Below are 2,737 nucleotides of genomic sequence, written 5' to 3' on the forward strand. Positions count from 1 at the left end.
TGAGCCGGCTCAGCGTGGTCGACACGCGCGACCGGAAGCGGCCGTCGGAGTTCACCAGCATGTCGTTCGACTTGGCGGCGGTCGCCTGGATGGAGGAGAGCAGCACGGTCACCGCCGCGGCCTTGGAGTCGAAGTAGAAGTAGAACGCCGAGCGGGTGATGCCGGCCGCGTCGGTGAGGTCGGCCACCGAGATGTCGTCGAGCTGGGTGGTGCGCAGCTGCCGGTCGAGCTCGGCCAGCAGCGCCTCGCGTCGCCGGTCGCCCCGGGGAGAGCCGTTGGTGCCCTCGCCGGAGGTGCCGTTCCCGCTCACGCGTGCGCCGCCGTCCGGATCATCCCGCCGGAGCGTGCCGCGCGCTCGCGGCCCGCCGGGATCTCGCGGGTCCGCAGGTCGTGCTCGTAGAGGAAGTAGTCCACCTGCTGTTGGTGCCGCGGGGTGTCGAGCATGTGCCCGATGTACTTCTTTTCGTCCGCCACGATGACCTGCTCCATCTCCGCCCGGTCCGGCGTCCGGTACAGGCCGGCCGCCCACGCGGCCGCCAGCCGGGCCTGGGCCTCGACGAACGGGAACAGCGTGGGCGTGGACTGGGCGAAGCCGACCATCACGAGGTCGTCGATGCCCGGGGAGAACATCCGCTTGTAGAGCGGCACGTGGTTGTGGGCGTCGGCGCTGAGGAACTCGGCGTCGAAGAAGGGGAACGAGGTGTTGTAGCCGGTGGCCTGGATGACCACGTCGAACTCCTGCGCCGTGCCGTCCTCGAAGTGCACGGTCCGACCCTCGAACCGGGCGATGTCGCCCTTGGCCGTGAGGTCCCCCGAGCCGAGCCGCAGCGGCAACTCGACGGACTGGGTGGGGTGGGCCTCGAAGAACTTGTGGTTGGGCTTAGGTAGCCCGTAGGACTCCGGCCGACCCGCGGACATCGGTTGCATGGCCTGGATGGCCTTGCGCTGCCACGAGTAGGGCAGGAACGGGAAGGTGGCGAAGTACTTGTCGGCCGGTTTGCCGGCGATGTACTTCGGGACGATCCACGCGCCCGACCGGGTGGAGATGACCACCTCGTTCCGCATCACCTTGGAGGACAGCTCGACCGCGATGTCGGCGGCGCTGTTGCCCAGGCCCACCACGAGGATGCGCTTGTCCAGCAGCTCGAGCGGGTCCCACGGGTCGACGTAGGCGTGCGAGTGGATCATCTCGCCGGTGAACTCGCCCGGGAAGTCGCCGAACCGCGGGTCCCAGTGGTGTCCGTTGCCCACCACCAGGGCGTCGAAGCGGCGGGTGCCGGTGCGTTCGGTGGTCAACTCCCAGCCGCCGCCCTCGAGCCGCTCGGCGTGCAGGACCCGGTTCTCGAACTCGATGCGGCGCAGCAGGTCGAAGGCCTCGGCGTAGTCGTCGAGGTACTGCTTGATCTGCGAGTGGTGCGGGAAGTCCGGGAACTCCTCGGGCATGGGGAAGTCCCGGAAGCTCAGCTGGTGCTTGGAGGTGTCGATGTGCAGCGACCGGTACGCGCTCGAGCTCCCGTTGGGATTGTCGAACGCCCAGTTCCCGCCGATCCGGTCGGAGGCCTCGAAGCCCACCGCCTCGATGCCGTAGTCGTCGAGCATCTTGAGGGTGGTGAGACCGCTGATGCCCGCGCCGATGACGGCGACAGTGGGGGTGGGTGTCATGGAAACCTCTTCGGGCCGGGGACCGTCGCGCCGGAAAGCTATGGCGCGAATCACATTGCGGTCCTAGATTATGGCCAGGGATTGACGGGCGTCAACAGCGTCCCGCACGCGCTGACGGGGCACCCCGCCCCGGGCCCCATCCCGGACGGAGGCGGAAATGGCAGACGACACGACCGGTAGTCGGCACGCGGTGGTGGTCGGGGGCGCATCCGGGATCGGATGGGCCACGGTGCGGCAGCTCGCCTCCGACGGGTGGCGGGTGACGGTGGCCGACGTCAACGGCGGCCTCGCCGAGGCGCGCGCGGCTGAGTTGGCCGGCCCGGCCGACGCGGAGGCCCGGGGCCACGAGCACAGGGTCGTCGACGTGGTGGATGAATCGTCGGTGGAGGCGCTGTTCTCCGGCAACACTCCCGATCTGGTCGTCACCACGGCCGGGGTGAGCACGCTCGGGCTGGTCACCGACCACGACACCGCGGAGTTCAGGCGGGTGGTGGACGTGTGTCTCACCGGCACGTTCCTCGTGCTCAAGCACGCCGGTCGGGTCGTCGTCGAGGGCGGTTCGATCGTCGCCATCGCCTCGCTCAACGCGCGGCAGCCCGGCCGGGGGATGGCCGCGTACTGCGCCGCCAAGGCGGGTCTGGTGATGCTCGCGCAGGTGGCCGCGCTCGAGCTCGGGGAGCGTGGGATCCGCGTGAACACGGTCTCGCCCGGGTTCCTCGTCACCCCGCTCACCGAACCGGTCCTCCAGATCCCCGGGCTCGCCGAGGAGTACGCCGAGAACGCGGCGGTCCCGCACCGGGGCACCGCTGAGGACGTCGCCCGGGCGGTGCTCTACCTCGCCGACTCGCCCTGGATGACGGGGGAGGACCTGGCCGTCGACGGCGGCGCCCAGTTGCGCCGCTATCCGGATGTGCTCGGCCTGGCGACCAAGGCGTTCTCGTGAGGCCGGGCTGCGGCCGCGCGAGAAACGGACACCGGGGTGCGGGCCGCGGGAGAAGTCGCCCCGGTGCCCCGGGATTCACCGGGCGATCCGCGATCGTCACCGGAGGCGGCTCGGGGATCGGTGCCGCACTGG

Annotated in this window: 3 protein-coding genes; 1 reads left to right on the plus strand and 2 read right to left on the minus strand. The window is 70.3% G+C overall.

Annotation, left to right across the window (positions count from 1 at the left end; all coding sequences use genetic code 11):
* On the minus strand, positions 1-310 hold a 310-nt coding region (locus G6027_RS08320; protein ID WP_182636763.1), incomplete at its 3' end, for a TetR family transcriptional regulator.
* Complete coding sequence (locus tag G6027_RS08325; RefSeq protein ID WP_182636764.1) at positions 307-1,662, minus strand: NAD(P)-binding domain-containing protein; 1,356 nt, start codon at positions 1,660-1,662, stop codon at positions 307-309. The genes G6027_RS08325 and G6027_RS08320, both read right to left, overlap by 4 nt.
* A gap of 157 nt (positions 1,663-1,819) precedes the next feature.
* Between G6027_RS08325 and G6027_RS08330 the strand changes: the two genes are divergently transcribed.
* Complete coding sequence (locus tag G6027_RS08330) at positions 1,820-2,605, plus strand: SDR family oxidoreductase (RefSeq protein ID WP_182636765.1); 786 nt, start codon at positions 1,820-1,822, stop codon at positions 2,603-2,605.
* The last annotated feature ends 132 nt before the right edge of the window (positions 2,606-2,737 follow it).

The sequence above is a fragment of the Dietzia sp. SLG310A2-38A2 genome (assembly GCF_014145095.1).
Classification (GTDB): domain Bacteria; phylum Actinomycetota; class Actinomycetes; order Mycobacteriales; family Mycobacteriaceae; genus Dietzia.